The following is a 23,451-nucleotide window of genomic DNA, read 5'->3' on the forward strand; positions in this document are numbered from 1 at the left end:
GCGAACTTTCGGGCCCTTTACAAAAGGGGCATCGCGGTGCGGCGCGCGCCGCGTTACGCCTCGTTTCACGCCAGTGCCAGCAGGCCCTCGAACAGCACCTTGAGCTCCAGATCGTCGAGCACGTGGTACGGCTGCGCGGCCCGGCGGTTGGTGTCGTCCTCTATCTCGTCGCGCAACGGACCCGCGCAGAGGTCGACGATTCCGGCGGCAGTGAGCCCTGCCGCGTGCCAGGCGGCGGCGTGGGCGTCGGCCCGGTGGTAGCGGAGCGCGGCGAGGCGGTTGAACAGCAGCACGCCCGCGGGGGTGCCGTCCGGCTCGTACGGCGGGGTCACGGCCGCGAAGGCGCCGCCCGGGTCGCGTTCGGCCGTGTCGAGGACCCTGCCCGCGAGATCGGCGAGCGTCACCAGGTCGTGGGCCGCCCAGATGCGCCGGGTGGCGGCGGCGTGGGCGGCGTAGATGCCGTCGATCGCGGCGAGCGCGGCGGGCGTGGGGCGCAGGAGTCGCTCGCCGTCCTCGGTCAGGGTGCCCTGCCGCAGGTGGTCGTGGATCTCGGCGTCCAGGTCGTGGGCGCTGCCGTACCGGTAGACGGCGGCGAGCTCGTCGCGGGTCAGGGGGCCGAGTGGGAGGCGGTAGCGCAGGTCCATGAGGAGCCCGCCGGTCCCGGTGCCCGCTGAGGCGTGGACGTTGATGTGCACCGCGTTGATGACCGGGGCGATGGTCGCGGCATACGTCGACAGGTCACGAAATTTCGGCATTGCGCGCCATTATGCCGTGACTTGCGTCACCTGCCCCGGTCGTCCAGGAAAAGGATGGAAGTAGCCGCCGGGCCATGGTCACGCTCGGCCGCGTCACGGCCGAGGGACGGGCCTATCGGGAGTCGATCCGGGCCTGTCCGGGGCGATCTGGGGCCGATCCGGGGGCGAGCATCGTGCGTGTCATGATGGCCGCGAGATGTCCGCCTCGCTGCCCTTCCGCCTCGCGCGCACCTCGGCGTTCGCCGTGGTGTGCCTCGGGCTGGGCGTGGTGGCCCACACCTTCGGCGGGGGCGGCGTCACGCCTCCGGCCGTGGCGGGGGCGCTGGCGCTGGCGTTCGCCGTGGCCTATCCGCTGTCCGCGCGTGAGCGGACGATGCGCTCGATTCTGCCGCTGCTCGGCGCGTTGCAGGCCGTCATGCACGTCGGCTTCTCGCTCACCTTCTCGGTCGGCTCGCCGGTCGTGGCTCACGCCCATGCGGGGCCGCTGCCGGAGGTCGGCATGCTGGTGGAGCACGGGGGGCTGGTGCCGGGGGTCGGCATGCTGGTGGCGCACGGGTGGGCGATCGGGCTGACCGCGCTGTGGCTGGCGCGCGGCGAGGCCCTGTTCTGGGCGGTGCTGCGCCGGCTGGCCGTACGCCTGCTGGCCATGCTTCTGCCGCCCGTCCCGTGGACTCCTTTCCTTTCTCCCCGTACGGCCGAGCCGCTGGTGTTGCGCTCGGCCGTGCTGCGGCATGTGGTGAGCCGGCGAGGTCCGCCGGCGGTCGTCGATTCCCTCTGACATTTCGTCATTTCGACCACCACGCCCGGCGCGGCCTGCCGTACCGGGTGGAGAAAGGCATTTCTCGTGTTCTCTCGTCATGTTCTGGCTTTCGGCTGTCTGCTCGCCCTGACGGCGTGTGGGGCCCAGCCGACTTCCACCTCCGCCGCCGGCGGCGCCCCGGCACAGGCCAGCGCTCCGGCTCAGGCCACTGCTCCGGCGGGCGCTGCGCTGTCCATCACCGATCCCTGGGTGAAGACGACCGAGAAGGGGATGACGGCCGCGTTCGGGGTGCTGGTCAACGACTCCGACGCCGCGGTGACGGTCGTCTCCGCCGCCTCGCCGCTGTCGCCCACGATCGAGCTGCACGAGGTCGTGGAGTCCGGCGGCAAGATGGTCATGCGGGCCAAGGAGGGCGGCTTCGTCGTCCCCGCCCACGGCACCCATCCGCTCGAACCCGGTGGTGACCACATCATGCTGATGGGCGTCACCGAGCAGGTGAAGCCGGGAGCGCGCATTCCGTTCACGATCACGGTCGGGGACGGGCAGCCGCTGGAGTTCACCGCCGTCGGCAAGGACTTCGCCGGGGGCAAGGAGGACTACCAACCGGGCATGGATCACTGATGGCCGCCGGAATCAGCCGGCGCGGGCTGCTGACCGGCGGCGCGGCCGTCGCCGGCGGCGCCGCCATGACCGTTCTGGCCACGGCGGCGGCTCGGGACGCCGGGCCGGCCGGCGGCGTCGCGACCGCCGGGCAGTCCGTCCCGGCCGCCTCGCGCACCTCGGGCGGATCAGGCACGTCTGGTCCGTCGGGCGGCGCGTCCGGCGCGTCGGATGCCAGCGCGTCGGCCGTGGAGCCGTTCCACGGGCCACACCAGGCCGGGGTGGCCACGACGCCGCAGGCGCACGCCGTGTTCGTCGCGTTCGACCTGCGGCCCGGCACCGGCAAGGAGGCGGTCGCCCGCCTGATGCACCTGCTGACCGACGACGCCCGCCGCCTCACCCAGGGGCGGCCGGCGCTCGCCGACACCGAGCCCGAGCTGGCCGTGACGCCCGCCCGGCTGACCGTCACGTTCGGGTTCGGCCCCGGACTGTTCGCCGCCGCGAAGACGAAGTCACCCCTGGCGCCACTGCCGTCGTTCACCACCGACAAGCTGGACAAGCGGTGGAGCGGCGGCGACCTGCTGGTGCAGATCTGCGCCGACGACCCGATCACCGTCGCCCACGCGCTGCGGATGATCGTCAAGGACGCGCGGTCCTTCACCCGGGTCCGCTGGATCCAGCGCGGTTTCCGGCGCAGCGCCCACGCGCAGACGCCGGGCACCACCCAGCGCAACCTGATGGGCCAGCTCGACGGCACGGTCAACCCCACGGACCTGGACCGGGCCGTGTGGATCAACGACGGCCCCGAAGGGCTGCGCGGCGGGACGACTCTGGTGCTGCGCCGCATCCGGATGAACCTGGAGACCTGGGACGCCGCCGACCGGGTGGCCAGGGAGTTCACCATCGGCCGCCGCCTCGACACGGGCGCCCCGCTGACCGGCCGGGCCGAGCACGACGAGCCCGACTTCGCCCGGCTCAACCGGCTCGGCTTCCCGGTCATCTCGGAGTACGCCCACATCCGGCGAGCCCGTACGGAGGATCCCGGACTGCGCATCCTGCGCCGGCCGTACAACTACGACGAGGGGGTGACCGAGGCGGGCACGTCGGACTCCGGGCTGATCTTCGCCTCCTACCAGGCGGACATCGGCCGCCAGTTCGTCCCGGTGCAGCGCCGGCTGGCGGAGGGTGACCTGCTCAACGAGTGGGTCACCACGATCGGCTCGGCGGTGTTCGCCATCCCGCCGGGATGCGCGCCGGACGGGTGGATCGGAGACCGGTTGCTCCAGGCGAGGTCACCCGGGAGTCAGGCCGCGCCGCGATCGGGCGCGCTCATGTCCCCCGTCCCGGGCGTGCCGTCGGCGAGCCCGTAACGCAGGTAGACGGTGCCCTTCGGGCCGGCGACCGGCGGTTCGAGGAGGGTGACGTTCGTGGGCACGGCGCCACCGTCGAACACCTTCTTCCCGACGCCGAGCACGATCGGGTGCACCCAGAGGTCGAGACGGTCGAAGAGCTTCTCGCGCAGGAGGGTCTGCACCAGGTTCAGGCTGCCGACGACCTTCACGTGCTCGTGCCGGTCACGGATCTCGCGCACCGCGCCGGCCAGATCGGGGCCGAGTCTCGTGGACCCGGCCCACGACAGGTCGGGCCTGCCCCGGGAGGCCACGTACTTCGGGACGCTGTTGAAGAGCGTGGCGATCTGGTTGTCCTCGCCGCCCTCCTGGTGCGGCCAGTAGGCGGCGAAGATGTCGTACGTCCGCCGGCCGAGCAGGAGGGCGTCCGTGCCCTCGTACGCGGCACTGACCTGCGCCCCGGCGACCTCGTCCAGCAGGGGCGCCTGCCAGCCGCCGAACGGGAACCCCACCGGGTCCTCGTCGGGGCCGCCGGGCGCCTGCCCGACGAGGTCGAGGGTTGCGAACAGCTCGATGTGGATGAGACCCATGCCGTGCTCCTGATGAGTTGGTCGTCTCCGTCGGGAGGTAGACCTGTGGGCGCCGTCGGACTCATCTGTGGCGCTAGGCGAAGCCGCCGGGGAGGTAGGCCGGCGGGCGGTCGGAGGAGGGCCAGACGTAGTCGAGGTCGTCCGGCTCGGGGCCGAAGATCGGCCCGTAGAAGTCGGGGGCCTTGCGCAGCAGCGCGGAGCGGTGGCTGCGGTGCAGGCCGTCGTCACCGAGCCAGGGCGGCAGCTCGCCGGCCGCTTCGAGCTGCGCCTGGGTGCGGACGCCCGTCCTGCCGCAGTGGTGGGCCAGTTCGCGCGCCAGCGTGTCGGCGCAGGTGTCGCTGCGGCCGGTGGAGCACCAGTGGTGGCACACCTCCAGGCCGTAACGCACCAGGCCCTCCTCGTAACCCGCCCACATGCGCACCGCCGGGTGGTTTCGCCAGCCGTAGCCGGGGACGGTGAGCGCCCGCAGGATCTGCAGCGCCTCCACGCGCTGCTTGCCGAGCCGCAGCGGGTCGAGCACCTGAGCGGTCAGCGCGAAGTCCGGATAGGGCAGAAAGGTTTGCATGAACCCCCTCGCTCGCGATCACGCTTCCTACCGCTCCTTCCGCAGGTCAGGGCGGTCGAAACGTGCCTATGAGGCCCGGTAGAGCAGCAGCGCCGTGAGGCAGCCGCCGACGAGGACCGCCGCGGCCCCGGCCAGTTGGCCGGCCTGGATACCGCTCGCCAGCGCGTCCACGACGGCGGCCCGTTCGGCGTCCGTACCGGCCAGGTCCAGGGCGGCCGGGAACGAGCCCGCGCCGGCGGCGACCGCCGGGAGCAGGGTGAGGAACCGCGCGTTCATGACGGCGCCCAGCACGGCGACGCCGAGGCTGGTGCCGACCTCGGTCATGGTGCCGTCCACGCCGGCTCCGGCCCCGGCCTTGTCCAGCGGGATGGCGCTCATGACCGCCTCGACGATGGCCGGGTTGGCCAGCGCGCAGCCGGCTCCCATGAGCGCCAGGCCGAGCAGCAGCACGCCGTACCCGCCGGTGGTGAAGGTGGCGACGACCACACCACCCCGGCGATCGCGGCCACGAAGCGCCGGTCGCGGAAGAAGTGCATGTCCAGCATGGGATGCGGGGTGCGGTGCTCCCACAGCGCGAAGGCGGCCAGCAGGAGCGCGCCCGCGACGGCCGGGAGCAGCACCCGGGCCGAGCCCCAGCCGTGCTCGGGCCCCGAGATGATCGCGTAGACGGCTCCGGTCATCCCGGCGGTGCCCAGCAGCGCGCCCAGCAGGTCGGGCGGGCCCGAGCCGGGGTTCTTCGACTCGGGCACCAGGATCCGGACCGCGACCAGGCCGATCAGCACGATCGGCAGGTTGATCAGGAAGATCGCGCCCCACCAGAAGTGCGCCAGGATCAGCCCGCCGATCGGCGGCCCCGCCGCGAAGCCCAGAGCGTTGACCGCGCTCCAGACGCCGATCGCCTTCGGGCGCTCCTCGGCGTCGAAGATCTGCATGACGACGGCGAGGGTGGTGGTCAGCAGCAGCGCCCCGCCGACGCCCATGCCCGCGCGGGCGGCGATGAGCTGGCCGGTCGATCCGGCGAACGCGGCAGCCAACGACCCGGCGCCGAACAGCGCGAGCCCGGCCAGCAGCAGCCGTTTGCGCCCGTAGCGGTCGGCCGCGCTGCCCGAGGCGAGCAGCAGGCCCGACTGTACGAGCGAGTAGGCGTTGATCACCCACTGGACGTCGGCGGTGGTCGCGTCCAGCTCCCTGCCGAGGGTGGGGATCGCCACGTTGAGGACGGTGTTGTCGAGCAGCACGACGAGCTGGGCGAGGCAGATCACCATGAGGATCGGCCACCGCGTGGGGAGCCGGGCCCCGGCTCCCCTCTCCGTGTCCGCGATCACCGTTCGGCGGCGAATCGGGCGATCGGGTTCGCCAGGTCTCCGACCAGTTGGAGCGCCGCCGACGGGTCGGCCAGATCGACCATCTGCTGGTTGTCCCGCAGTTGCAGCCGGTTGAGGCAAGACAGCGCGAACGTCTCGGCGAACAGGTCGTAGCGCTCGAACCTCCCGGCCAGGTGCGGGACCGACGCCTGGTAGCCGGCGGCGCACTCGGCCACGGTCCGCCAGAAGGTCTCCTCGTCGAGCACGCCGTCGGCGGCCAGGGCGTCGCTCAGGAAGCGGAAGAAGCAGTCGAAGACGTCGGTGAAGATCGAGAGCAGCTTCATGTGCTCCGGGACCTCCGCGCGGACGCGGTCCACGCCCGGCGGCAGCGGCGCGTCCGGGTCCATCACCACGATCTCCTCGGCGATGTCCTTGAAGATCACCCGTTCCACCGTGCCGCCGTCGAGGACCAGGATGACGTTCTCGCCGTGCGGCATGAACGCCAGGTCGTAGGCGTAGAAGCTGTGCAGCAGCGGGGTGAGGTAGGCGTCGAGGTAGCGGCGCAGCCACACCTCGGGGGCCAGGCCCGACCGCTCGACCAGCGCGCCCGCGAAGGACCGGCCCTCGTGGTCGACGTGCAGGAGGGAGGCCATGGTGGCCAGTCGCCGCCCCGGCTCCAGGCCCGGCACCGGGCTCTCCCGCCACAGCGCCGCGAGCATCTTGCGGTACGGCGAGTATCTGTCGGTGGCGGCCTCGTACTGCCGGTGACGGTAGCCGACGGCGGCCCGCTCGCGCAGGATCGTCAGCCGGGTCGCCCGCAGGATCTCGTCGCCGGCGACGAGATCGGCCAGCCAGTCGTTGATCGCCGGCGTGGCCTCCATGTACGCGGCCGACAAGCCCCGCATGAAGCCCATGTTCAGCACCGACAGCGCGGTCTTCACGTAGTGCCTGGACGGGACGGTGGTGTTGAAGAAGGTGCGGATCGACTGCTGGGCGAGGTACTCGTCGTCGCCGGAGCCGAGGCAGACCAGCCGCCGCTCGGCGACCTCGGCGGCGAAGGTCACCGACAGCTTGTTCCACCACTGCCAGGGGTGGACCGGGATGAGCAGGTGGTCGGCCAGGTCGAGCCCCAGCTCGGCCAGGGTGGCGGCGAAGCGGGCGAGCACCTCCTCACCCAGTTCGTCGCGCATGAGGCGGTCGTGGTCGATGTCGGCCGAGCAGGTGAAGGTGGCGTGGTCGCGGTGCGCGGCCAGCCAGATGAGCCGCACCGGGCGCGCGGCCTCGGGCGCGTACGCGTGATACTCGTGCACGCCGTAGCCGAGCCGGCCGTTGTTGGCCACGAAGCACGGGTGGCCCTCGGTCATGCCGGTCTCGATCTCCTGGAACGAGGCCTTGGCCAGCTCGGCGGCGCCGACCTGCGGCTTGGTGAGCTTGTAGGCGGCACTGGACAGGGTGGAGCCGATCTCCTCCAGGTAGATCGGGAGGATCCGGTCGCTCAGGCCGAGGGTGCCGCGCAGCTCGACACAGAACGCGATCGCGTCCAGCGGGAGCTCGGCCCCTGCCCCTGCCCCTGCCCCGGTCTCGGTCCCGGTCTCGGTCCCGGGCTCTCCGGAGGCGGGGACGCGGTGCCGGGTGATGCTGCCGGCGTCGATCCGCCAGTGGTCGAGCGGCAGCAGCGTGGCGGCGAAGCGGTACTCGACCGTGCCGTCGTCGCTGCGGACGGCATACCGGCCGCCGGGGATCGGCTCCGGGGTGAGCAGCCGCTCGTGGGCGAACTCGGACAGCGCCTTGCGGACCAGATGGCGGTTGGCGCGGGCCCAGGTGCCGGGCGTCAGGTGGGCGACGGCCTCACGGGGGTTCACGCGGTCACTCCTCGGTGATCTCGGCGGGCGGTGGAACGGAAGCGGTCCCGGGTGCAGACGCTGAGCAGCGCCTCCTTCTCCGGTTTGGTGACGGGGCCGATGACCTCGAACCCGACGGCCGCGTTGAGCGCGTGCACCGCCGTGTTGCGGACGTCGGGCTCGACCACGACGCGGCGGCAGGCCGGGTCGCTGAAGAGCAGCTCCATGACGGTGGTGATCACGGCCAGGGTGAAGCCGTGGACCGGGGTGTCCGTCGGCGCGCACAGGAAGTGCATGCCGACGTCGCCCTCCTCGGCGTCGTACAGGCCGGCGAGCTCGACGTGCGCCGGGTCGTACCGTTCGACCAGGAAGGCGGGCCGGCCGTCGACCAGCCCGAGGAACGCGTCGTGGTGCGGATGCGCCTCGATCCGGCGGTACTCGGCGACGACCCCCGCCAGGTCGGCGTCCCGCATCATCCAGAACGCCGCCTTGGGATGCGTGACCCAGCCGTGCAGCTGCTCGGCGTCGGTGTCGAGGTCGAGCGGGCGCACCGCCAGCTCCCCGATCCGCTCGTCCGTGCGGGTGAAGAGGATCTCGCTCATGCGATGACGCCCTCCGGCGCGCCGAACTCCTGGAAGGCGATGGCCTTCTCGATCGGGTAGAACTCGCGGCCGAGCAGCTCGCGGACGATCCAGGAGTTGCGGTACGGGCCCATGCCGAGATCGGGCGAGGTGATGCTGTGCGCGTGGGTGGCGCCGTTCTGCAGGAAGATGCCGCGGCCGGTGGTGTCGATGCTGTAGTTCCTGGCCACGTCGAAGCGGCCGTGGGCGTCCCAGCGGATGCGGTCGCGTACGGGCTCCAGGAAGGCGGGCACCTGGTACTTGTAGCCGGTGGCCAGGATCAGCCCGTGGGTGCGCAGCGAGAAGTCGCGCTCCTGCTCGACGTGCCGCAGCCCGAGGGTGTATTCACCCCGGCCGTCGTCGTAGGAGGCGCTGGTCAGCGCGGTGTTGGTGAACAGCCGGGTGGGGATCGGGCCGCCGACGGTCTTCTGGTAGAGCAGGTTGAAGATGTCGTTGATCAGGTCGGCGTTGATGCCCTTGAACAGCCCTTTCTGCTCCTCCTCCAGCCGGTAGCGGGTGTCCTCGGGCAGCGCGTGGAAGTAGTCCACGTACTCCGGCGACGTCATCTCCAGCGTCAGCTTGGTGTACTCCAGCGGGAAGAACCTCGGCGACCTGGTCACCCAGTTGAGCCGGTAGCCGCGGGCGTCGATGTCGCCCAGCAGGTCGTAGTAGATCTCGGCCGCGCTCTGGCCGCTGCCGACGACGGTGATGCTCTCCTTGTCGCGCAGCGCGGCCCTGGCACCGAGAAAGCCCGCGTTGTGGATAAGGTCGCCGCCGAGGCCCTGGCAGGCGTCCGGGAGGTACGGCGGGGTGCCGGTGCCGAGGACGAGGTGCCGGGCGCGGTGCTCGGTCGTCTCCCCGGTGCCCGACCTGACCGCGCGGACCGTGTAGAGCCCGTCGGCCTCGTCGTACTCGACGGAGGTCACCTCGTGGCCGAAGCGGATGCCGCGCAGCCGGGCGGCGGCCCAGCGGCAGTACGCGTTGTACTCGCTGCGCATCTGGTAGAAGATCTCGCGGATGTAGAACGGGTAGAGCCGCCCCGACTCCTTCAGATAGTTGAGGAAGGAGTAGCGCGAGGTGGGGTCGGCCAGGGTGACGAGGTCGGCGATGAACGGCGTCTGCAGGGTGGCTGAGTCGAGCAGCATCCCCGGATGCCAGTCGAAGTCCGGCTTGCTCTCCAGGAACAGGCCGTCGAGCTCCTCGATCGGCTCGGTCAGGCAGGCGAGACCCAGGTTGTACGGGCCGAGCCCAATCGCGATGAAATCGTGCGTGGACATACGGTTCCTCCCATGGTGGGTCAGCCGGCCTGGCCGCAGGTTTCGAGGGGGGCGCGGTCGTTCACGTACCGTCCCGCGTGCTCGGCGATGAGCTCGACGACGTGCGCGATGTCGTCCAGCGTCGTCTCCGGGTTGAGCAGGGTGAACTTCAGGTAGTGCCGGCCGTCGACCTTGGTGCCGGCGACGACGGCCGCGCCCGAGGCGGCCAGCGCCTCGCGCGCGTACAGGTTGGCGTCGTCGGCCAGCTTGCGGCCGGGTCCCTCCGGCGGCAGGTAGCGGAAGACGAGGGTGCTGAGCTGCGACTTGGTGACGATCTCGAAGCGCGCGTCGGCGGCCAGCAGGTCCCAGGCCGCGGCCGTACGGTCCACCACCTCGTCGAACAGCTCGCCGATCCCGTCGGGGCCCATGATGCGCAGCGTCATCCACAGCTTGAGGGCGTCGAAGCGGCGGGTGGTCTGGAGGCTCTTGTCGACCTGGTTGGGGATGCGCTGCTCGGCCATGCGGGCGGGGTTGAGGTAGTCGGCGTGGTAGGTCGCGTGCCGCAGCACGGCGCCGTCGCGTACCAGCAGGGCGCTCGAACTGACCGGCTGGAAGAAGGACTTGTGGAAGTCCACGGTGACCGAGTCGGCGCGCTCGATGCCGTCGAGCAGGTGTCGCCGGGTGCGCGACACGAGCAGGCCGCAGCCGTAGGCGGCGTCGACGTGCAGCCAGGTCCCGGCCCGCGCGCACAGGTCGGCGATCTCGGGCAGCGGGTCGATGGTGCCGAAGTCGGTGGTGCCGGCCGTGGCGACGACGGCCATCACCAGAAGGTTCTCGCGGCGGCAGCGTTCCAGCTCGCGGGCCAGGGCGGCCGGTCGCATGCGGCGGTCCGGGCCGGTCTCCACCGTGATGACGGCGTCGGGGCCGAGACCGAGGAGTTTGGCCGACTTCTGCACGCTGAAGTGGCCCGCCTCGGAGGCGATGACGCGCAGCGGAGGTAGCGGCTCGTGTCCGGCCGCCGCCGAGCCGGCCGTGGCGAACGCGCGCGCCTCCTCGCGGGCCAGCAGCAGGGCCTGGAGGTTGGACTGGGTGCCACCGCTGGTGAAGACGCCGTCCGCCTGGTGGCCGAACCCCACGCGCCCGGCCGTCCAGTCGATCAGGCGGCGCTCGATCAGCGTGCCGCCCGCGCTCTGGTCCCAGGTGTCGAGCGAGGAGTTGACGGCCGTGAGGACGGCCTCGCCGAGCAGGGCGGGGATGACGACGGGACAGTTGAGGTGGGCCAGGTAGCGGGGGTGGTGGAAGTAGACCGCGTCGCGCAGGTAGACGTCCTCCAGCTCGTCGAGGGCGGCGGCGGGGTCGCGCAGGGGGTGTTCTAGATCGATGGCGGAGATCTCCGGGGCGAGCACCGAGGGGGAGATCCCGCTGAAAGGCCGGTCGGCGGCGGCGATCCGGGTGGCCACCCGGTCGATCCCGGCGGCCAGCGCCTGCCGGTAGTGGTCCATGGTCGCGTGATTGAACAGGTGGAGCCTCGCGCCTGCCGGTTCGGGTACGGCGGCTGCCGATGGGACATCGACGGGGTGTCCCCAAAAAGTCATGGTCAGTCCTCAACAGTCACGGACGTTGCAGTTAGGTTAGGCTAACCTAACTTAGGGCTGATCTTGGCTCTCCAACGACCCCCGCCCGGACACCCTGGGGCTCAGGCGAGGGGGCGCTCTGTGGGCAATATGAACCTTTTGAACTGGCAATACTTAGGTTAACCTAACCTAAGTATCTGTCCAGAGGGTAGATCGTGGTTTAGGTCCGCTTGGCCGTACGTAGTGAGGACTGTGTGAGCATCGAGGTCTTCCGGGACTCCTGGGGCATCCCGCACCTCCGCGCCGGCGACTCCCGGGAGCTGGCCCACGCCCAGGGGCACAACGCCGCCCAGGACCGGGCCTGGCAGATCGAGGTCGAACGGCACCGCTCGACCGGCACCACCGCCGCCTTCCTCGGCCCCGACGCCGTCGGCTGGGACCGCTTCGCCCGGCAGGTCCGCCTCGACGACACCGCCCGCCGCTGCTACCACGCCCTCGACGGCGACACCGCCGCCTGGGTGCGGAGCTATGTCGACGGGGTCAACGCCGGCCTCGGCGACGGGGCGCTTCGGGCACCGGAGTTCGCCGCCACCGGCCTCACTCCCGGCCGGTGGGAGCCGTGGACCCCGCTGGCCGTGTGGCTGTCGCACCACATCCTGTTCGCCGGGTTCCCCGCCAAGCTGTGGCGCGAGGCGGTCGCCCGGCGGCTCGGCGCGGACGCGATCGGACTCTTCGCGGCCGACGGGCCCGGCAGCTCCGGGAGCAACGGCTGGCTCGTGCCCGGCGACCGCACCACCACCGGGGCCGCCCTCCTCGCCGGCGACCCCCACCGGTTCATCGAGGAGCCGGGCCTCTACCAGCAGATCCACCTGTCCTGCCCCGAGTACGACGTGGTGGGGCTGGCCGTGCCCGGCGTCCCCGGCATCGCCCACTTCGGGCACACCGGCACGGTGGCCTGGGCGATCACCAACGCCATGGCCGACTACCAGGACCTCTACCGCGAACGGCTCCGCCGCCGGGGCGAGGCGGTCGAGGCGTACGGTCCTGACGGCTGGGAGCCGGTCTCGGCTCATCTGGAGCGTGTCGAGGTGGCCGGCGCGGACCCGGTCGAGGTCGAGGTGATCGAGACCGCCCGCGGTCCCGTCATCCTCACCGGCGATTCGGCGTGGGCCGCCGACGGCACCCCCTCCAACGTCGCCGCGCCGGGCGGGGGCGGGGAGGGGGCGGTCAGTCTGCGGTATCCGCCCCGGGTACGAGGTGACCTGGGGTTCGAGGCGTTGCCCAGGCTGCTGCGGGCCAGGACCGTGGACGAGGTGGACCGGGCGTTCGACCGGTGGGCCGAGCCTGTCAACGTCGTGCTGGCCGCCGACACGGACGGCGGCCTGCTGCACCGCGTCGCGGGCGCGGTGCCGATCCGTCACCCGGCGAACGGCACCCGCGTCGTCCCGGCCTGGGAGCGTGAGCACGAGTGGCGGGGCTGGCACGACCCGATGCCCCGCGCGCCGGTCGGCGGCCTCGCGGTGATGGCGAACGAGCGGGGCCCGTCGGAACCCCTGGGCGTCGAGTTCGCCCCGCCGCACCGGGCCGACCGCATCCGCGAGCTGCTGGAGGCGGCCCCGGCCTGGTCCGCCGGGGACATGGCGGCCGTCCACACCGACACCTTCCTGGCCGCCGCCGGTCCCCTGCTGGACGTGCTGGCCAAGCTCGACGGGCTCTCCCCCGAGGCCGTACGGCTGCGTGACCGGCTGCTCGACTGGGACCGGCGCATGGACGCCGCCGGCACCGGCGCCACGGCCTACGCGGCGGTGCGGTCGGCCGTGGTCCGCCGGCTGGCGGCCCACCCGGCGCTGTCCGCCCTGGCCGAGCCCCCGCCGTGCCCCGAGATCTTCCTGCCGTGGCTCGCGCTGCTCCCGAGGGTGGCGTACGCGATGGAGACCTTGCTGACCACCGACCGGCTGCCCGGCCTCGACCAGGCCGAGCAGCTGCGGGCGGCCGTCGAGGAGGTGGCGGCGGCCGGAGGGACAGAGGTGGCGTGGGGCGAGCTGCACCGGCTCACGCCCTGGCGGGCGCTGCCCGGCCCGGCGTCGGACGAGTGGCACGGGGCGGGCGGCGACCACGACTGCGTGCTGGCCACGTCCAGTGTCCCGGGGCTGACCGACTACTTCGCGCGCGGGCCGGCGGCGCGCTACGTCTGGGACCTGGCCAGGCGCGACGACAGCCTGTGGGTGGTTCCGTTCGGCGCCTCCGGCGTGCCCGGCGACGCCCACGGCCGCGACCAGCTGCCGCTGTGGCTGCGCGGAGAACTCGTGCCCGTGATCACCGACTGGAACCGACTCACCGAGGAGCGGCATGTCCCCTGAGATCCCCACCCCCACGTCCCCCGCGCGCCGTGCGGCCGTGCACGAGCAGGTGATCGACGGCTTCGGCACGGTCCGGGTCGTCCCGCTGGACCCGGCGGCCGACCTCGACGTGATCTACCCCTGGGTCACGCAGGAACGGGCCAGGTTCTGGGGCATGCTCGACGCCACTCGCGAGCGGGTGCTGGAGTTGTACGAGTTCGTGGGCACCCTCGACAGCCACCACGCCTTTCTGCTGCACCGGGACGACCGGCCGGTGGCGCTCTTCCAAAGCTACGATCCGGAGTTCGACCCGGTCGGCGAGTGCTACGAGGTGCGGCCCGGCGACTACGGCATCCACCTGATGATCGGGCCGGTCGCCGGTGAGCCGGAGCCCGGCTTCACCGGCGCCCTGCTGACCGCGTTCCTCACGTACGTGCTCGCCGACCCGAGCCGCAAGCGGATCGTGGCCGAGCCCGACGCGCGCAACGCCAAGGCGATCGCCCGCCTGGTGCGCACCGGCTTCGTGCCCGGCCCCGAGATCGACCTGCCCGAGAAGCGGGCCCGCCTCGTCTTCCTCAGCAGGGAGACGTTCGAGCAGCCGCACCGGCGTTGACCGGGTCGGCCGCGGTCGCCAGGACTCGCGCGAGGCCTGTCGAGCCGGGCCGACGGCGTGCATCACGACCTCGCGCCTCGCCACCGGATGACGAGGCGCGGTCAGGCCGAGGTGGCCGCCCTCGACGCGCGGGCGGGGCTCACCAGGACGGGAGTGTCGACTCCCGGTCCTCCTTGGTCATCAGGTGGGCGTCGGGCCCCGGGAACACGAGGGTCTCGTGGCCGGTGTCCAGCCAGTGCACCACGTACGGCGGAGATCCGTCAGGGTGACGCAGCTCCGTGATCACGCCTACCCGCCGGTGCTCGTCGTGGTAGGTGCCCTCGACGACCAGCCGGTCTCCAATCGCTGCCTTCATCTCGGTCTCCTCTCGTCGACCACGGTGTTCGCTGGCCGGTGACGACGGTGGAGCAGGCCCGCAGTACGGTTACCCGTCCCGTTCTCTGATTATCGTCCCTTTTGTGCCCATTCGTCATACCCGCTCGGGGCCCCGCCTGACACTCTTCCGGGAACGGATTCAGGCTCGCGCCATGCGGCCGGCCACGTCGCGCAGCGCCACGACGAGCCGGTCCACCTGCTCCACCGAGGTGAACAGGGCCGGAGTCACCCGGACGCAGTCTCCCCTGGTCACACCGCCGCGCCGGACGGTGAAAACGCGGTGGTGGCTCATCAGCCGGTCGGCGACGGCCACGTTGTCGGCCTCGCTGGTGTGCCCGCGCAGCCGGAACGCGGTGAGGGCGCCGTACATGGACGGGTCCTCGGGCGTGAGGATCTCCAGGCCCGGGAGGTCCAGCACCTGGTGCACCCAGCGATCGCGCAGGTAGCGCAGGCGGGCCTGCTTGACCTGGGCGCCCAGCGCGTCGTGGAAGTCGAGGGCCGTGGGGACGGTGAGGATCGGGGCGACGTTCATGGTGCCGGAGTGGACCCGGGAGCGGATGTCGGTGAGCGGGTACGTCTCGTCGGCGAAGACGGGGTCGACGTCGGCCAGGCGGTCCTTGCGGATGTAGAGGAATCCGGCCCCCAAGGGGACGCCCATCCACTTGTGCAGCGAGAACCCGGCGAACTCCGCGTCCAGATCGGCGATGGTGAAGTCGAGGTGGCCCCAGGAGTGGGCGGCGTCGACGATGACGTCCACCCCGTGGCCCCGGGCCATCGTGACGATCTCCTTGACCGGCGTGACGAGCCCGGTGCGGTTGTTCATGTGCGACAGCAGGAGCAGCCTGACCTTCGGATGGTCGCGCAGGGCCCGCTCGTAGGCGTCCAGCACGGCCTGCCGGGTCGCCGGCTCGGGGACGGCGAACCTCTCGACCGTCACCCCCCGGCGCCCGGCCAGCCAGTTCATCGCGTACTGCGCGCTGTGATAGTCGAGGTCGGCGTACATCACCGCGTCGCCTGGCCGCAGCCCGCGATAACCGGCGATCAGGTTCTGCAGCGCCTCGGTGCCGCCACGGGTCAGCGCGATCTCCTCCGCCGTGACACCGAGCAGGCCCGCGATGCGCCGCCTGATCTGGTCGGCCTCGTTCTTGTACGTGGTGCGCAGCAGGTGGGAGTTCTCCTCGTTCAGCCGGTCGACGTTGCGAAGGTAGGCGTGTCGCACCGGCTCGGGCATGATCCCGTAGTAGCCGTTCTCCAGGTTGACGAAGTCCGCGCTCACCCGGAACCTCCCCGCCACCTCCCGCCACACGGCCTCGTCACGCGCCACCAGCTCGGGATCGGCGACCGGCAGGCGAAGCGGCTCGGTGACTGGCAGGCGAGGCGGCTCGGCGACGGCGGCCGGGAGGCGAGGCGACTGGGCGGCGGCCCGCCTGCCGGAGGCGCCCAGCGCGAGCGTCGCACCGGCTCCGGCCACCATCGCGCGCCTGGACAGGGTCATGTCATCTCCCAACGGATCGGCGGCGTACGGCCGGGCGGGCATCGCGCGGGGGGCTTTTCAGTGTGGTCATACGGGGCGTGCCGATCCGGGTAATCGGCAGGCTCCGGGCGTGGCGTCCGCGTCAGCGCCGCCATCAAATGACGAAATACACCATTTCATCCTGAAATATGTTGATTAAGAGGTGAGTGTGTCTTTTCTTGGCGAAGTTCTTTATCCTCGGGACGCGCCTCCCGCTCGCCGACGGGCATCATCATGGACGTGTTCGCCACCCGATCACCGCATTTCCGGCACCCGGCCTTTTCCTTCGTCCGGGCGTTCGGAAATGCGCTGATCGCCCTGTGCCTGCTGACCTGCGCGCTGTTCACGCACGGCGGCGCGTGCGCGGCGCTGATCATCTCGGAGACCGGCCACGCCCAGCACGCGGCGGAGCCGCCCAGGGCCGACGGCCTGCGAGGAGACGCCTGCTCGCACGGCCAGTTGCCCTCGGGTCACCGTCATGGCGCGGAGCCCGACGTCGCGACCGCGATGACGCCCGTTCCGGACATGCCGGGCACGCTGGACAGCCTGACGGCCCATTCCGCTGTCGCCGTGCGCCTGAACGTACGGCCACCGCACCAGCACTCCCATCGTCCACCGACAATTCCGCCAGATTCCCGCGTGATGCGCATATAGCCGAAAGTTGGCCGCCTTCGCGATAAAAGGCAGGCGGCACCGCGTCGGCCATATTCACGACGGGAGACCGGACACCGGCTTCCGTCCACCACATCGGGGATTGCAGCAAATGACACCGCGCTACTCGGCGGCACAGGCGGCCTGTGCCGCGTATCCGTCACTCGGCCTCACCGTCGGCAACACGCCGCTGACCCACATCCGCGAACCCGACGCCCAGGAGGGCCGGGGCTTCTGGGCCAAGCTGGAGGGGTTCAACCCGGGCGGCATCAAGGACCGCCCGGCCCTGCACATGATCCGCCAGGCCCGCGCCCGGGGCGAGCTCAAACCGGGCGGCACGATCGTCGAGTCCACCAGCGGCACGCTCGGCCTCGGCCTGGCCCTGGCCGGCATCGTCTTCGGCCACCCGGTGGTCCTGGTGACCGACCCCGGCATGGAGCCGCTCATGTGCCGGCTGCTGACGTCGTACGGCGCGCAACTGGAGACGGTGCCCCGGCCGCACCCGGCGGGCGGCTGGCAGGAGGCCCGCCGGCTGCGCGTGGCGGAGCTGATGAGCCGCCTCCCCGACGCCTACTGCCCTGACCAGTATCACAACCCCGACAACGTCGGCGGCTACGCCGGGCTGGCCCACGAACTGCTCGGCCAGCTCGCCCGGATCGACGTGCTGGTCTGCTCGGTCGGCACCGGCGGACACAGTGCGGGCATCTCCCAGGTGCTCTACCAGCACTTTCCGCACCTGAAGCTGGTGGGCGTCGACACGGTCGGCTCGACCATCTTCGGCCAGCCGGCCCGGCCGCGGCTGATGCGCGGCCTCGGCAGCAGCATCTACCCGCGCAACGTCGCCTACGACGCCTTCGACGAGGTGCACTGGGTCAACGCGGGCGAGGCCGTGCACACCTGCCGCGCCCTGGCCGCCCGGCACTACGTCTCCGGCGGCTGGAGCACCGGGGCGGTCGCGCTGGTGGCCGGCTGGCTGGCCCGCACCGGCCCGGCCGACCGGCAGATCGTGGCCGTCTTCCCCGACGGGCCGTGGAGATACTGGAACACGATCTACGACGACGACTACTGCCAGGCCAACTCCCTGCTCGGGACCGTGCCCGAGGACGAGCCCGACCTGATGGAGACGCCCACCGAGCGCGAGGCGCGCCGCTGGACCCGCTGCGTCAACGTGGTCGACCCGCTGGAGGCCGGTCGGTGCTGAGCACGCTGCGGGAGTTCCGCTCCTTCGACCGGTCCGTCCAGGTGCTGCAGATCAACCAGGTCGGCATCAACCTCGGCTTCTACATGCTCATGCCGTATCTCGCCCAGCATCTGGCCGCGGGCGCGGGCCTGGCGACGTGGGCGATCGGGCTGGTCCTGGGACTGCGCAACCTCAGCCAGCAGGGCCTGTTCCTGGTCGGCGGCACCCTGTCGGACCGGCTCGGGCCCAAGCCGATGATCATGGCGGGGTGCGCGCTGCGCACGGTCGGCTTCGCGCTGTTCGGGCTGACGACCTCGCTGCCGGTGCTCATCCTCGCGGCGGTGCTGACGGGCCTGGCCGGGGCGCTGTTCAACCCGGCGGCACGTGCCTGCCTGGCCCGCGAGGCGGGCGAGCGCAAGGTGGCCGCGTTCGCCGTGTTCAGCGCGTTCTACCAGGGCGGCATCCTGCTCGGCCCGATCGTCGGCGTGCTTCTCCTGGGCACCGGGTTCACCGTCGTCTGCCTGTCGGCCGCGGCGATCTTCGCGGCGCTGACCGTGCTCCAGTGGAGGTACCTGCCCAGCGGGCGCGGCGTGGCGGCCGGGCAGCCGGTGTCGCGGGACTGGCGGCAGGCGTTCGGCGACCGGGCGTTCGTCTCCTTCGCGGCGGCGATGATCGCCTCGTACGGGCTGTCGTACCAGATGTACCTCGGGCTGCCGCTGGAGGTGCAGCGCGTCGGCGGCGGCGAGTGGGGCGTGACGGCGCTCTACGTGATCTCGGCGCTGCTCGGCATCGCCGGGCAGGTACGCCTGACCGCGTGGTGCGCCGCCCGCTGGACCAGGGGTCAGGCGATCACGCGGGGCCTGGGGCTCATGGGGCTGGCGTTCCTGCCGATGGCGCTGGCGGCGCACCTGCCCCTGCCCGCCCCGTGGGCCATGGCGCCCGTGGCCGGATGCGCGGTCCTGCTCACGATGGGCACCCTGATGGCCTTCCCGTTCGAGATGGCGTTGATCGCCGACATGGCGGGAGACCGGCTGGTCGGCACCTACTACGGGCTCTACAACCTGCTGTCCGGTGTGGGCATCCTGGCCGGCAACCTGGTGGCCGGCGCCCTGGTGGACGTGGCCCGCGGCTCCGGCTGGCCCGGCCTGCCATGGGCGCTCCTCGCCGTGGCCGGCCTGGCCTCGGCGGGAGCCGTCCGGCGCCTGGAGCGGCGCGACCGCCTGGCCGGGGCCGGTCGGGTGACGGCCACCTCGTGACCCGGAAACGCCCGGCGGGGTGCTCTCCGCCGGGCGTCCCGTCATGGGTCAGTCGCGGGGGTCCCAGCCGTCGGTGTCCACGTCCAAATCCAGCTCGTCGGCGATGGCGTCCCACTTGGTGAACTTGAAGTTCGTGTTCTCCCGGTCGGCCACGGCGGGAGTGTTCTCACCGTCGTGCGCGATGAACACGCCTTCGTCGAAGTCGCCCAACGGCACGTTCAGCACGGTCGAGCCGTCGCTGTGCTCGACGCCGTCGACGCCGCCGCGCTCCCCGACGCGGAACTGGCCGAGGTAGGCGTTGGCACCCTCCTTGCGGTAGACGGCGAAGGTGCTGTCACCCTGGCTGGACGCCAGCAGGTAGCCCTTGCGGTCGTCGCGGTAGTAGATGGTGAGGCCCTCGGCGTCGGCCGTCAGGTGCCGGCCACCGAAGCCGGGGTCGGCGCCGGGCGTGCACTCCTCGGTCTCGGGGTCGTACGTGCCGGGCACGCCGAACTCACGGACCTTGTCGAAGAGCACGGGCGGGCCGGTGAGGTCGGCCCGCATCCGCCAGACGCCGACGTCCTCCTGGGCGGCGTAGAGCACGTCGGTCTGCAGGTCGACGACCATGCCCTCGACCTGCGCGAGCTCGTCGGGCTCCATGCACGGGGTCCAGGTCCGGCCGTTCGGCAGGGTGAACGACGCGGGCAGGGTCAGGGTCCTGACGACCTGGTAGCCGACCTTGCCGGCCGGCCTGGCGACGAGCTTGACCAGGGCGATCGAGGTCTTGTGCCGGCGGCTGACGAGCGCGTACGTCCCGGTGGAGTCCTTCCAGGCGGCCAGGCCGTACGCCGTCTCCTGGTCGTTGACCTGCTCCTGGCTGGTGTTGAAGACGAACGGCACAGCGGGGTCGGTCACGTCGGTGAGGGCGCCGTTGCCGTCGATGGCGTAGAACCGGATCTGGTCCCGGCCACGGTCGGAGACGATCGCCAGGTCGCGCGCGTTGAAGCCGTAGGTGACGTCGACGTTGTTGAACCGCCCGGCCTCGTCGTCGGGGCCCGGTGCCGCGGGGGCCGCGAGATGCTGGCGCTGGACGCCGTCGAGACCATAGACGTAGAGGCCGCCCTCCTTCGCCGTGGCGATCACCACGCTGCGGCGGGACCTGGTCGGGTGGAGCCAGATGGCCGGATCGTCGCCGTTGGCGTAGCCGCCCGCTTCGTCGTCGAACAGCGCGGGCGTCTCCACCTCCGGGGTCACGGTGGCGATGGACTGTCCCGATGCGGGTGTGGCCAGCACTCCTGCCAGGGCGAACACCATGGTCGCCAGGACTGTCCTGGGCAGAGGGAGCATTGCGTCTCCTCGGTTGGGGGGTGGGGTCATCTGTCTGAACCGAACCGCTCGGCTCACCCGTGGTTGACGCGCCAGAAGTCGGAGACCGTCTGACGGTTCTGGAGGTCGCCGAGCAGCCCCCTGGGATCGGTGTGGAAGAGCTGGCCCTGCCAGTCGGTCAGCCCCTCGGGGACGACCAGCGGCTTTACCGTGCTGTTGCCGGAGATGCCGCCCTCTCCGATCTCGTGCTTGACGCCCTCCTCGGTCATGATGAAGTGGACGTACAGCTTGGCCGCGTTCGGATGCTTCGACTTGGCGGCGATCGCCACGTACTTGGGATAGCTGAAGCCGGCGAACGGCACCAGGCCCGCGCAGGTCGACTGGGCGTATCCCTTGTCCTGGTTGTTGCGGAACTTCGAGATCGACATGAAGCCGATCTTGGCGTCGGTGCTGCTCGGCGCGCCGACCGCGGCGGAGATGTCCTCGTCGGACCCGGTCAGCACCGGCTTGTTGGCCGCCATCCGCTTGACCCACTCGTAGGCCGCGCTCTTCTCCTTGGTCTCCAGCGGCTTGCCGTACTTCGCCTGGTAGGCCTGCTCCAGCGCCTGGCCGCCGTGCGCGTCGAGCTGGGTGAAGAACGACAGCACGGTCGGCTTCCCCAGGGGGTCCTGCATGACCAGCTTGCCGGCCCATTCCTTCTCGGTGAGGTCCCAGATGTTCTTCACGGGGCAGCCGCCGGGCGACAGCTTGGTGTTGTAGGCGAAGATCGTGGCCTTCGACAGCGCCAGCAGCGGGTTCTGGTCGTCGGCCGGGATCTGCTCCTTGAGGTCGGCGGGCACCCAGGTCCGCGCCACCCCCTGCGGGATCAGCTGGCCGACCAGCACTCCTCCGTCCTCGTACATCGCCGCGTCGATGGTGACGTTGTCCGCGGCGTGCTCCCTGGTCATCTTCTCGGCCGTCTGCGGGGTGTCGGACTTCACCCCTTCCATCGCGATGCCGTACTTGGCGGTGAACGCCTTGGCCACCTCCTCGATGTCGCCGCTGGAGTCGTAGACCAGGAGCCTGCCCTCCTTCTTCGCGGCCGCGATCAGCGTGTCCAGGTCGAAGTCCGCATCGAGGGAGGCGCTGGGCAGCGGCTTGGCCGCCGGGTTCTCCGAGGGGGCGACGGCGCTCGTGGAGGGTGCGCAGGCGGCGACGGCGAGGGCCAGCAGCGACACGGAGATGAGATTGCGGGAACGCCTCACGATGGCGTCACTCCTCTTGCTTCTCGGGGAGATGGTGTGCGTCGCCCAGAGCCCCGAGTGGGCACCGCAGTGCGCCCAACGATGAACGTCCTGTGAATATTTTGTCAAGACATACTTACCTACCTGGATTGAGTCCGGGCGCCGCTCAGCGGACAAAGCCCCTGCCCACCGCCCACCTCATCCCTGAAATTGAACTTGTCGTCCTTATGTCTGGACAAATCATTGACGTTCATCTGATGTTCATCTAGAACTGAGGCACCTGGACAAGGAGACATCATGCGCGATCAGCGGCTCCGTCCGTGATGGGGTGGCCCCTAGCGTTCGGAGCGGCTGCGATCCTCTTCGTGCTGATCAGCGGGGCCAACGACGGAGCCACCCTCATCGGTCTCGGCCTCAGGTTCCCCCACTCCCCGGGCTGGACCGTCGCGGCGCTGCTCGCGGTCGTGCTCTTCGCCGGGCCGTACGTGCTGGGCATGACAGTCGCGCGGACCTTCACCGAGCGGCTGGCGGGGCTGGGGACGGCCGGCGGCGCGGTGGCGTTCCTGTCCGGAGTGCTGATCGCGGTGGTCGTGGTCGTGGTCGCGGTCCTGAGCGGCAGAGGGCTGCCGACCAGTCTGACGCTCGCGGTCATCGGCGGCATCAGCGGAGCGGGGCTCGGCGCCGGCCTCCCGGTCTCCTGGCCGGCCCTGGGCGCCGTGCTGGCGATCGGTGCCGGCGCACCCCTGGTCGGCCTGGTCCTGGGCTACCTGCTGGGAGCCGTGTCACGCCGGGTGCCCTCGCATCGCCGGATGCCATGGCTCCTGCTCGGCGCCCATCTGCTGGCCTACGCCGCCCAGTGCGTGGCCTACGCGGTGAACGACGGCCAGAAGATGCTCGCGGTGGTGAGCGTCGCCCACGGCGTCGACCGCGACGGGCCGGGGTCGTCGGCGTGGCGGCCAGCGAAGGAGCCAGGAGGGTGCGATGGCAGGGAGTCGTGAACGTGGGTACGGCCTGGCTGCTCACGCTGCCGTCGTCGATGGCGCTGGGCTGCCTGGCCGGGCTCGCGCTGAGGCTGCTGTGAGGAGTTCCGACGGCCGCCTCCGGCGGATCGCCCGAGCCTGGGACGACCTGCGCGGCGGATCAGGCCGGCGGATCGTCGGCCTGGTCCGTGCCCAGATCACCGTCGTACGGGCGGGCGCCGTGCTCGCCCGCTCGACCTCGTCCGGCGCCGTCGAGCGCTCGGCCGCCCGTCTCCGGATGACGGAGATCGAGCACGAGGGCGACGCGGCGCGGGCCGAACTCGTGCGGGTGCTGCGGCGCGTGCTCGTGCCCCCCATCGACAGGGAGGACCTGTTCCGCCTCTCCCGCTCGGTCGACGACGTGCTGGACCACCTGCGCGACTACGTCCGGGAGACCGACCTGTTCGGGCCCGGCGACCTCACGTTCGCGGCCGAGCCGCTGCGGGCGGTGATCGACGGCCTCGACGAGCTGGGGAAAGCCGTGGTCAAGATGATCGACGATCCCGGTTCGGTCACCGTGGCCGTGCTGGCCACCCGCAAGGCCTGCAGCCGGGTCCGCCAGCTCCACCAGACCAGGCTCACCGAACTGTTCGCCGGATCACTGGAGATGGACACCCTGCGCGAGCGTGAGCTGCTGTCACGCCTTGACGCCGTGGGCCGGCGGCTGGGCGAGGCCGCCGACGCGCTCGCCGACGCGATGCTCAAACGAAGCCACTGAGCGAACGACCGCGGCCTCGCGGCGCTCCTCGTGACCCCCCGAAGG

23 protein-coding genes are annotated in these 23,451 nt (G+C 71.3%); 10 read left to right on the forward strand and 13 right to left on the reverse strand.

Annotated elements, in window-relative coordinates; genetic code table 11:
• Window positions 1–65: 65 nt before the first annotated feature.
• Window positions 66–755, reverse strand: coding sequence for a hypothetical protein (locus AC5L3X_RS23975; protein WP_494859752.1), 690 nt, complete (start codon window positions 753–755; stop codon window positions 66–68).
• 196 nt (window positions 756–951) lie between these two features.
• Here AC5L3X_RS23975 and AC5L3X_RS23980 point away from each other — a divergent pair, with 196 nt between their 5' ends.
• The 3 genes from AC5L3X_RS23980 to AC5L3X_RS23990 all read left to right on the forward strand — a co-directional run bounded on the left by AC5L3X_RS23980 (window position 952) and on the right by AC5L3X_RS23990 (window position 3,485).
• On the forward strand, window positions 952–1,533 hold the full coding sequence (locus tag AC5L3X_RS23980) for an MFS transporter (RefSeq protein WP_494859753.1): 582 nt from the start codon (window positions 952–954) through the stop codon (window positions 1,531–1,533).
• 66 nt (window positions 1,534–1,599) lie between these two features.
• Window positions 1,600–2,136, forward strand: a complete 537-nt coding sequence (locus AC5L3X_RS23985) for a copper chaperone PCu(A)C (protein ID WP_494859754.1) — start codon at window positions 1,600–1,602, stop codon at window positions 2,134–2,136.
• Window positions 2,136–3,485 (forward strand): Dyp-type peroxidase, encoded by a 1,350-nt coding sequence (locus AC5L3X_RS23990; RefSeq protein ID WP_494859755.1) that lies wholly within the window; start codon window positions 2,136–2,138, stop codon window positions 3,483–3,485. Before AC5L3X_RS23985 ends, AC5L3X_RS23990 begins: the two co-directional genes overlap by 1 nt.
• On the opposite strand, the gene AC5L3X_RS23995 is transcribed toward AC5L3X_RS23990, so the two are convergent.
• The 8 genes from AC5L3X_RS23995 to AC5L3X_RS24030 all read right to left on the reverse strand — a co-directional run bounded on the left by AC5L3X_RS23995 (window position 3,419) and on the right by AC5L3X_RS24030 (window position 11,142).
• Window positions 3,419–4,054, reverse strand: coding sequence for a dihydrofolate reductase family protein (locus AC5L3X_RS23995; protein WP_494859756.1), 636 nt, complete (start codon window positions 4,052–4,054; stop codon window positions 3,419–3,421). The two genes, AC5L3X_RS23990 and AC5L3X_RS23995, sit on opposite strands and share 67 nt — an antisense overlap.
• 73 nt (window positions 4,055–4,127) lie before the next feature.
• Window positions 4,128–4,619 carry an MSMEG_6728 family protein gene (locus tag AC5L3X_RS24000; RefSeq protein ID WP_189122462.1) on the reverse strand — a complete coding sequence of 164 codons (492 nt, stop codon included), beginning with the start codon at window positions 4,617–4,619 and terminating at the stop codon, window positions 4,128–4,130.
• Window positions 4,620–4,685: 66 nt separating this feature from the next.
• Window positions 4,686–5,105: a hypothetical protein gene (locus tag AC5L3X_RS24005; RefSeq protein WP_494859757.1), complete on the reverse strand. Its 420-nt coding sequence runs from the start codon at window positions 5,103–5,105 to the stop codon at window positions 4,686–4,688.
• On the reverse strand, window positions 4,994–5,944 hold the full coding sequence (locus AC5L3X_RS24010; protein ID WP_494859758.1) for an MFS transporter: 951 nt from the start codon (window positions 5,942–5,944) through the stop codon (window positions 4,994–4,996). The genes AC5L3X_RS24005 and AC5L3X_RS24010 overlap by 112 nt, the downstream gene beginning before the upstream one ends.
• On the reverse strand, window positions 5,941–7,785 hold the full coding sequence (locus AC5L3X_RS24015) for an IucA/IucC family protein (protein WP_494859759.1): 1,845 nt from the start codon (window positions 7,783–7,785) through the stop codon (window positions 5,941–5,943). Before AC5L3X_RS24015 ends, AC5L3X_RS24010 begins: the two co-directional genes overlap by 4 nt.
• Complete coding sequence (locus AC5L3X_RS24020; RefSeq protein ID WP_494859760.1) at window positions 7,782–8,366, reverse strand: GNAT family N-acetyltransferase; 585 nt, start codon at window positions 8,364–8,366, stop codon at window positions 7,782–7,784. Before AC5L3X_RS24020 ends, AC5L3X_RS24015 begins: the two co-directional genes overlap by 4 nt.
• On the reverse strand, window positions 8,363–9,661 hold the full coding sequence (locus tag AC5L3X_RS24025) for a lysine N(6)-hydroxylase/L-ornithine N(5)-oxygenase family protein (RefSeq protein WP_494859761.1): 1,299 nt from the start codon (window positions 9,659–9,661) through the stop codon (window positions 8,363–8,365). The genes AC5L3X_RS24020 and AC5L3X_RS24025 overlap by 4 nt, the downstream gene beginning before the upstream one ends.
• A gap of 20 nt (window positions 9,662–9,681) precedes the next feature.
• Complete coding sequence (locus tag AC5L3X_RS24030) at window positions 9,682–11,142, reverse strand: pyridoxal phosphate-dependent decarboxylase family protein (protein ID WP_494859762.1); 1,461 nt, start codon at window positions 11,140–11,142, stop codon at window positions 9,682–9,684.
• A 326-nt stretch (window positions 11,143–11,468) separates the two neighbouring features.
• On the opposite strand from AC5L3X_RS24030, the gene AC5L3X_RS24035 reads away from it, so the two are divergent.
• Together AC5L3X_RS24035 and AC5L3X_RS24040 are read left to right on the forward strand one after the other, a co-directional pair.
• Entirely contained in the window at window positions 11,469–13,574 is a 2,106-nt protein-coding gene (locus tag AC5L3X_RS24035) for a penicillin acylase family protein (RefSeq protein ID WP_494859763.1), read from the forward strand.
• Window positions 13,564–14,166 (forward strand): GNAT family N-acetyltransferase, encoded by a 603-nt coding sequence (locus tag AC5L3X_RS24040; RefSeq protein ID WP_494859764.1) that lies wholly within the window; start codon window positions 13,564–13,566, stop codon window positions 14,164–14,166. The genes AC5L3X_RS24035 and AC5L3X_RS24040 overlap by 11 nt, the downstream gene beginning before the upstream one ends.
• A gap of 139 nt (window positions 14,167–14,305) precedes the next feature.
• Here the strand turns inward: AC5L3X_RS24040 and AC5L3X_RS24045 are convergent, their stop codons facing one another.
• Both AC5L3X_RS24045 and AC5L3X_RS24050 read right to left on the reverse strand, forming a co-directional pair.
• Window positions 14,306–14,521 (reverse strand): DUF1918 domain-containing protein, encoded by a 216-nt coding sequence (locus AC5L3X_RS24045; protein WP_189122456.1) that lies wholly within the window; start codon window positions 14,519–14,521, stop codon window positions 14,306–14,308.
• A gap of 159 nt (window positions 14,522–14,680) precedes the next feature.
• Window positions 14,681–16,036 (reverse strand): aminotransferase class V-fold PLP-dependent enzyme, encoded by a 1,356-nt coding sequence (locus AC5L3X_RS24050; RefSeq protein ID WP_494859766.1) that lies wholly within the window; start codon window positions 16,034–16,036, stop codon window positions 14,681–14,683.
• Window positions 16,037–16,288: 252 nt separating this feature from the next.
• On the opposite strand from AC5L3X_RS24050, the gene AC5L3X_RS24055 reads away from it, so the two are divergent.
• The 3 genes from AC5L3X_RS24055 to AC5L3X_RS24065 all read left to right on the forward strand — a co-directional run bounded on the left by AC5L3X_RS24055 (window position 16,289) and on the right by AC5L3X_RS24065 (window position 19,141).
• Window positions 16,289–16,708 carry a hypothetical protein gene (locus AC5L3X_RS24055; RefSeq protein WP_494859767.1) on the forward strand — a complete coding sequence of 140 codons (420 nt, stop codon included), beginning with the start codon at window positions 16,289–16,291 and terminating at the stop codon, window positions 16,706–16,708.
• A 109-nt stretch (window positions 16,709–16,817) separates the two neighbouring features.
• Entirely contained in the window at window positions 16,818–17,906 is a 1,089-nt protein-coding gene (locus AC5L3X_RS24060; protein ID WP_494859768.1) for a PLP-dependent cysteine synthase family protein, read from the forward strand.
• The gene (locus AC5L3X_RS24065) at window positions 17,900–19,141 is read left to right on the forward strand and encodes an MFS transporter (RefSeq protein ID WP_494859769.1); all 1,242 of its coding nucleotides are present in this window, start codon (window positions 17,900–17,902) and stop codon (window positions 19,139–19,141) included. Before AC5L3X_RS24060 ends, AC5L3X_RS24065 begins: the two co-directional genes overlap by 7 nt.
• A 48-nt stretch (window positions 19,142–19,189) precedes the next feature.
• Here AC5L3X_RS24065 and AC5L3X_RS24070 read toward each other — a convergent pair whose 3' ends face one another.
• Window positions 19,190–20,467, reverse strand: a complete 1,278-nt coding sequence (locus AC5L3X_RS24070; RefSeq protein WP_494859771.1) for a phytase — start codon at window positions 20,465–20,467, stop codon at window positions 19,190–19,192.
• 53 nt (window positions 20,468–20,520) lie between these two features.
• Window positions 20,521–21,690 carry an ABC transporter substrate-binding protein gene (locus AC5L3X_RS24075; RefSeq protein ID WP_494859772.1) on the reverse strand — a complete coding sequence of 390 codons (1,170 nt, stop codon included), beginning with the start codon at window positions 21,688–21,690 and terminating at the stop codon, window positions 20,521–20,523.
• A 344-nt stretch (window positions 21,691–22,034) separates the two neighbouring features.
• Between AC5L3X_RS24075 and AC5L3X_RS24080 the strand changes: the two genes are divergently transcribed.
• Window positions 22,035–22,667, forward strand: coding sequence for an inorganic phosphate transporter (locus tag AC5L3X_RS24080; protein ID WP_494859774.1), 633 nt, complete (start codon window positions 22,035–22,037; stop codon window positions 22,665–22,667).
• Window positions 22,668–22,746: 79 nt separating this feature from the next.
• On the forward strand, window positions 22,747–23,406 hold the full coding sequence (locus AC5L3X_RS24085) for a DUF47 domain-containing protein (protein WP_494859776.1): 660 nt from the start codon (window positions 22,747–22,749) through the stop codon (window positions 23,404–23,406).
• Window positions 23,407–23,451: the final 45 nt, after the last annotated feature.

This window comes from Nonomuraea sp. CX421 (assembly GCF_059358955.1).